The organism is Gorillibacterium terrae (assembly GCF_051594785.1).
GTDB lineage: Bacteria > Bacillota > Bacilli > Paenibacillales > NBRC-103111 > Gorillibacterium.
Window position 1 is genome coordinate 159,696 of sequence record NZ_JBPPGI010000007.1, and the last position, 6,487, is coordinate 166,182.

Annotated in this window: 5 protein-coding genes and 1 rRNA gene; all 6 read right to left on the reverse strand. The window is 59.1% G+C overall.

Translation table 11 applies throughout. The features are described 5' to 3' along the window. Positions 1–86 precede the first annotated feature (86 nt). Complete coding sequence (gene serS, locus ACSEXS_RS20895; protein WP_438435189.1) at positions 87–1,367, reverse strand: serine--tRNA ligase; 1,281 nt, start codon at positions 1,365–1,367, stop codon at positions 87–89. 81 nt (positions 1,368–1,448) lie between these two features. Then, entirely contained in the window at positions 1,449–2,024 is a 576-nt protein-coding gene (pdxT, locus tag ACSEXS_RS20900) for a pyridoxal 5'-phosphate synthase glutaminase subunit PdxT (RefSeq protein WP_438435190.1), read from the reverse strand. Positions 2,025–2,195: 171 nt separating this feature from the next. Next, positions 2,196–3,083, reverse strand: a complete 888-nt coding sequence (gene pdxS, locus ACSEXS_RS20905; RefSeq protein ID WP_438435191.1) for a pyridoxal 5'-phosphate synthase lyase subunit PdxS — start codon at positions 3,081–3,083, stop codon at positions 2,196–2,198. A 50-nt stretch (positions 3,084–3,133) separates the two neighbouring features. Continuing rightward, positions 3,134–4,453, reverse strand: a complete 1,320-nt coding sequence (locus ACSEXS_RS20910) for a D-alanyl-D-alanine carboxypeptidase family protein (RefSeq protein ID WP_438435192.1) — start codon at positions 4,451–4,453, stop codon at positions 3,134–3,136. Between the two features lie 273 nt (positions 4,454–4,726). Next, a complete protein-coding gene (guaB, locus tag ACSEXS_RS20915) occupies positions 4,727–6,187 on the reverse strand; it encodes an IMP dehydrogenase (RefSeq protein WP_438435193.1) in 1,461 nt (486 codons plus the stop codon). 194 nt (positions 6,188–6,381) lie between these two features. Continuing rightward, a 5S ribosomal RNA gene (gene rrf, locus ACSEXS_RS20920) occupies positions 6,382–6,487 on the reverse strand; the annotation flags it as partial.

Here is a 6,487-nt window from a genome sequence, read left to right on the forward strand (position 1 = left end):
TGCTTGTGCGCCGGGGCAGCACAAGCATTTTACCATACGGAAAGCAGCGGATACAATGGTTAATTTCACCGCTCGAAGCGGCGGAGTTACTTCTTGGAGATAATGCGTACGCCGCCCATGTAGGGTACGAGCGCTTCCGGGATGACGACGCTGCCGTCTTCCTGCTGCCCGTTCTCCAGGATGGCGGCGACGGTCCGGCCGATGGCCAGGCCCGACCCGTTCAGCGTGTGCACGAACTCCGGCTTTGCCTTCGCGTCGCGGCGGAACCGGATGTTGGCACGGCGAGCCTGGAAATCCTCGAAGTTGGAGCAGGACGAGATTTCCCGGTACATGCCGCTGTTCGGCAGCCAGACCTCAAGGTCGTACGTCTTCGCCGACGAGAAGCCGATATCGCCCGTGCAGAGGCTCAGCACGCGGTAAGGCAGACCGAGCTTTTGCAGCACGGTCTCGGCATCGAGGGTCAGCTTTTCCAGCTCGTCGTAAGAATCCTCCGGCTTGGTCAGCTTGACCAGCTCGACCTTGTTGAACTGATGCTGGCGAATCAAGCCGCGGGTATCGCGTCCGGCGGAACCGGCCTCGGAGCGGAAGCAGGCGCTGAACGCCACAAAATACTTCGGCAGCTCGTCGGCGCCGAGAATATCGTCGCGGTGGTAATTGGTGACCGGCACCTCTGCCGTCGGAATGAGGAAGTAGTCCATGCCCTGAAGCTTGAACACATCCTCTTCGAACTTGGGCAGCTGGCCGGTTCCCGTCAAGCTGTCGCGGTTGACGATGTACGGAGGAAGCATCTCCTCGTAGCCGTGCTCGTTGCTGTGCAGGTCCATCATGAAGTTCATGAGGGCGCGCTCCAGACGGGCGCCGAGCCCCTTATAGAAGACGAACCGGGAGCCCGTTACCTTCGCAGCGGCTTCAAAGTCGAGGATTCCCAACTCCTGAGCCAGTTCCCAATGAGCCTTCGGCGCAAAGGCAAATTCGCGAGGCTCTCCGTGACGGCGAACCTCGAGGTTGTCGTCCTCGCTCAGCCCCACCGGGGTAGAAGCATGCGGCAGGTTAGGCAGCGACAGCACGATGACGTTCAGATCGGCCTCCAGCACGCGAATCTCTTCGTCCAGCTCCTTGATCCGATCGGACACCTGCCGCATCTCCACGATGAGGCCCTCGGCATCTTCGCCGTTCCGCTTCTTGGCCGCCACCTCCTGGGATACGGTATTTCGGCGGTTTTTCAGTTGCTCCGTCTCCTGCAGCTTGTCCCGCCGGCTCCGGTCGAGGGCGGCGAACCGGTCCAGGTCGGGCAGCGGCTTGCCGCGGTGCCCGAGTCCGGTCTTCACTTCGTCAAATTGATTTCTCAGCAGCTTCACGTCAAACACGTAAAATTCCTCCCAAAGGGACCCCATGCCCGTCCGCGGGCCAGGGTCGGCCTATTGAATGCGTTCCTTGCCCGCTGGGGGTCAAGCCCGATACTGGCGAACCATATCGGCAAAGTAGACGTGCAGCCGATGGTCCTCGGTCAGCTCCGGATGAAAGCTCGCCGCCAGCAGATGCTCTTCCCGGGCCGCCACGATGTCCTCCCGGTGGGTAGCGAGAACCTCGACTCCCTCCCCCACCTGCTCGATCAGCGGAGCGCGGATGAAGACCGCCCGAATCGGATCATCGATTCCCTTGACGGCAAGGTCGGTTTCAAAGCTTTCCCGCTGGCGGCCAAAGGCGTTGCGCGCCGCCCGGATGTCCATCAGCCCCAGGTGGGTATCGGCCTGTCCGGCGATTTCCTTGGCGAGAATAATCAAACCGGCGCACGTACCGAAGATCGGCCTCCGTTCCTGCGAAAAGCTCCGCAGCGGCTCCGTAAAGCCATAGGTGCGGATCAGCTTGCCGATGGTCGTGCTCTCCCCGCCGGGAATGATCAGCCCGTCCAGATCGGCCAGCTCGTCCGTCCGTTTCACCGGAACCGCTTCGGCCCCCGCCCGCTCCATCATGGAGAGGTGCTCGGCCACGGCGCCCTGCAGCGCCAGAACTCCAATCTTCATTCGCGGTTCCCTCCTGCCCGTTCCATCCAATCGGCCTATTCCTGATTCTTCCCGAAATGACCCCGCATAAAACGGGAGCCCGTCCGCCGGAGGCGGATCTCTCCGCTTCCGTCAGCAGGCAATCAGCGGTTTATGCCGATCGGGTTTCCGTTTTTACCCGCGCTGTTCGATTTACCAGCCGCGTTCCTGCATCCGTTCCGCGGCCGCCAGCTTGGAGATCTCGATCCCCTTCATCGGCGTACCGAGGTTCTTCGACAGGTTCGCGATCAACCCGTAATCGGTGTAATGCGTCGTGGCTTCCACAATCGCTTTGGCAAACTTCGCCGGGCTGTCCGATTTGAAGATCCCCGACCCGACGAATACGCCGTCCGCACCGAGGTGCATCATGAGCGCCGCATCGGCAGGAGTGGCCACGCCGCCGGCCGCAAAGTTGACCACCGGCAGCTTGCCGGTTTCATGCACCTGCAAGAGCAGCTCGTAAGGAGCGCCGAGGTTCTTGGCTTCCGCCATCAGCTCGTCGGTCGACATGGCCTGCACCTTGCGCATCTGGGCCACCATCATCCGCATATGGCGCACCGCTTCGACGATATTGCCGGTTCCCGGCTCGCCCTTCGTGCGGATCATCGACGCGCCTTCGCCGATCCGGCGGAGCGCCTCGCCCAGGTCGCGGGCTCCGCAGACGAACGGTACGGTGAACTCGCGCTTGTTGATGTGGAACAGATCGTCAGCCGGAGTCAACACTTCGCTTTCGTCGATGTAATCGACGCCGAGCGATTCCAGTACCTTCGCTTCAATGAAATGACCGATGCGGGCTTTGGCCATAACCGGGATGCTGACGACCTTCATGACTTCTTCGACGATGGTCGGGTCCGCCATCCGGGCCACTCCGCCCGCTGCGCGGATATCGGCGGGTACGCGTTCCAGCGCCATGACGGCGGATGCCCCCGCCTCCTCGGCGATCTTCGCCTGCTCCGCGTTCATGACGTCCATGATGACGCCGCCCTTTTGCATTTCCGCCATCCCGCGCTTCACGCGGCTGGTCCCTGTTTCGTTTGCCACTGTGTTCAAGCCCCCTCAGGTGTGCATGATCATGCTATATGGAGATTCCTTTAAAACCAGCCCTTAACGGTGTGGCCCAGTCGGGAGAAGAAATCCCCCACGCCCCGCCAGAACAAGCGGAAAGCCCCTGCCTTCTTCACATCTTCGGCCGCAACCAATTTGACCGTCTTGGTAACCTTGCCGTATGTGACGGTCATCGTTCCGAGCTCCTGTCCCTTTTTGACCGGGGCCGTCAGCTTGCCGTCCGTCGTATCCTTCGCCGTCTTCTTGATGTCGCTGTCCTTGGCGTCCTTCGGCAGGATAAGGGAAACCGTGTCACCGACCACGACCGGTACGCTGTTCTTAAGGCCCTTCTTCACCTTGACGGTCGGTACGGTGTCGACCGCGGAATCCTTGGCAACCACCGTCTTGGTCTCGAAGTTATTGAAGCCGTAGTCCAGCAGCTTGCGCGTCTCGATAAACCGGGCGGCCTCCCGCTCCGATTTGTTCGGGTTCTTCTTGGTCGATTGGGCATTCATGACCACGCTGATCAGCCGGGTGCCATTCCGCACCGCGGTTCCCGTGAAGCAGTAGCCGGCTGCGTCGGTGCTTCCCGTCTTCAGGCCATCCATGCCGGGATAGGCAAATTGCTTTTGAAAATCGGTCGTCGCCTTGCCTTCCAACATCCAGTTCCAGTTCTGCATAGGGAACTGATCCGATTCGCGCAGCTTCTTGCTCGGAATCTTGGTAAATTCGAGGATCGACGGATGGTCCTTGATCAGCCGCAGACCGAGCGTCGAGGCATCCCTCGCCGACATGAGCGTATCGCCTTCCAGCGGGTTGTTCTTCAGCTCCGGATCCTCGATATCCTCGCGGGTAAGACCGGTTGCGCTGGTAAAATGGGTCTTGCTCATTCCCAGCTCCTTCGCTTTCTCATTCATGAGCGCGACGAAGCTCTGCTCGTTGCTGGCCATGTATTCCGCCAGCGCGACCGCAGCGTCATTCGAAGAGTAGATGGACAGCGCGTACAGCATATCCTTCACGGAGAGCTGTTCGTTCTCCGCCAGCATTCCCCCGGATCCGCCGACATTGGCGGCGTAGTGGCTCGTGGTTACCATGCTGTCCCAGCTGAGCTTGCCGCTGTCGATCCGTTCCATGAGGATATATTCCGTCATCATCTTGGCCATACTGGCCGGCGGCAAAGCCTCGTCGGCATTGTTCTCATAGAGAACCTGCCCCGTCGCCGCGTCGATGAGAATCGCAGATTTCACATTAAGTTGAAGTTCGGGCGCTGCCCATGCCTTCGAGGAGGAAGACGGAACGTAGGCAACCGCCAGGGAGACAGCCAACACCAGAGAAAGTCCTTTTTTGAGACCTGACAACCGTTTCACTACTCACACTCCCATAGGTTTACTTGATTTCATTTTCCTATTGTAGCACAGGCCCCCCATCAAAAAAAGAAAAACCGGGAGCTTTCGCCCCCGGCTTATATAAGCTTTTATGCCGGCCGTCTGCGATTCCAAAATCGCAACCGTCGTCGTTCCCGGCTTCTCCTTCTTCGGTCCTCGTTACTTGGTATTCAAGGAGCTTACCCTTGTCCCCTTTTCCCGCTACCCGGGGAGTTGCGATCGCCGCTTACCGTACAATTTGACCGCTCTTCCGACTTACAGGGAATAGTTCGGCGCTTCTTTGGTGATCTGAACATCATGCGGATGGCTTTCCCGCAGGCCGGCGCCCGTGATGCGGATAAAGGAGGTATCCTCCTTCAGTTCCTTCAGCGTGCGTGTGCCGCAATAGCCCATGCCTTGGACCAACCCGCCGACCAGTTGATGAACCGTATCCTTCAGCGGTCCCTTGTAGGCGACGCGACCCTCGATGCCTTCCGGTACCAGCTTGGTCTCGTCTTCCTGGAAATACCGGTCCTTGCTGCCTTCCTTCATCGCGCCGAGCGAGCCCATGCCGCGGTAAACCTTGAATCGGCGGCCTTGGAAAATCTCCTGCTCCCCGGGGCTTTCTTCCGTGCCGGCCAACAGACTGCCGACCATGACGGCATCCGCTCCCGCCGCCAGCGCCTTGGTGATGTCGCCGGAGTATTTGATGCCGCCGTCTGCAATGATTTGCACCCCATACTCGCGGGCGACGTTGGCACAGTCGTAGATGGCCGTGATCTGAGGAACGCCGATCCCGGCAATAATCCGGGTGGTGCAGATCGAGCCCGGGCCGATCCCCACCTTCACGACGGATGCACCCGCTTCGATCAAATCGCGGGTTCCGTCCCCCGTCGCCACATTGCCGGCGATGATCAGCAGCTGAGGATACGCTTCGCGAAGGCTGCGAACCGTGTTCAGGATGTTGATGTGATGGCCGTGAGCCGAGTCGACGACGATGGCATCCACTCCGGCCTTCACGAGAGCATCGGCACGCTCCTTCCAATCCTTCGAGACCCCGATGGCGGCCCCGACGACGAGACGGCCTTGAGCGTCCTTGGCTGCATTGGGGAACTGGATCGCCTTTTCAATATCCTTGATGGTGATAAGACCCTTCAGCTCGTTGTTCTCATCGACCAGCGGCAGCTTCTCGATCTTATGCTGCTGCAGGATAACCTCCGCTTCCGCCAAGGTGGTTCCAACGGGAGCCGTCACCAGGTTATCCTTAGTCATGACTTCGGAGATGTTCATGGAGAAATCATGAATGAACCGCAGGTCGCGGTTGGTAATGATCCCGATCAGCCGATTGCTCTCGTCCACGATGGGAACCCCGGAGATCCGGTACTTGCCCATCAACTCTTCGGCATGGTAGACCTTGTGCTCCGGTGTCAGCGAAAAGGGATTGGTGATAACTCCGCTCTCCGAACGTTTGACACGGTCAACCTCCTCCGCCTGCTGCGCCACCGACATGTTCTTGTGAATGATGCCGATCCCGCCCTCCCGGGCGATGGCGATCGCCATAGCGGCCTCCGTGACGGTATCCATGGCCGAACTGAGAAGCGGAATGTTCAGCTTAAGCGTCTTGCCGAGCGTCGTCGATACATCCACTTGCTTCGGCCCGAATACTTCGGACCGCCTCGGAACCAACAGCACGTCGTCAAAGGTTAACCCTTCTTTGTCAAACTTGGATTCCCACACGTATGGAAGCCTCCCTTTTTTCTGTCCCTGCGTATATTATTGCAAGTTTAACAAAAGCTTATTTTTAGTGTCAAGGCACTCCAACCAGGAATATAAAGTCGATTTATCAGAATGATAACCATTTATTGCATCCCTCGGAAACATCCGGCAAAGACAACAAAAAACCCCGCATCGTAAGATGCGAGGTTCATTGTGCTTGGCGACGTCCTACTCTCCCGGGACCCTGCGGTCCAAGTACCATCGGCGCTGGAGGGCTTAACGGTCGTGTTCGAGATGGGAACGCGTGGTTCCCCTCCGCCA

Excerpts from the sequence above, each read along its gene's own strand:
- pdxT (WP_438435190.1), bottom strand. The coding sequence starts at position 2,024 with ATGAAGATTGGAGTTCTGGCGCTGCAGGGCGCCGTGGCCGAGCACCTC.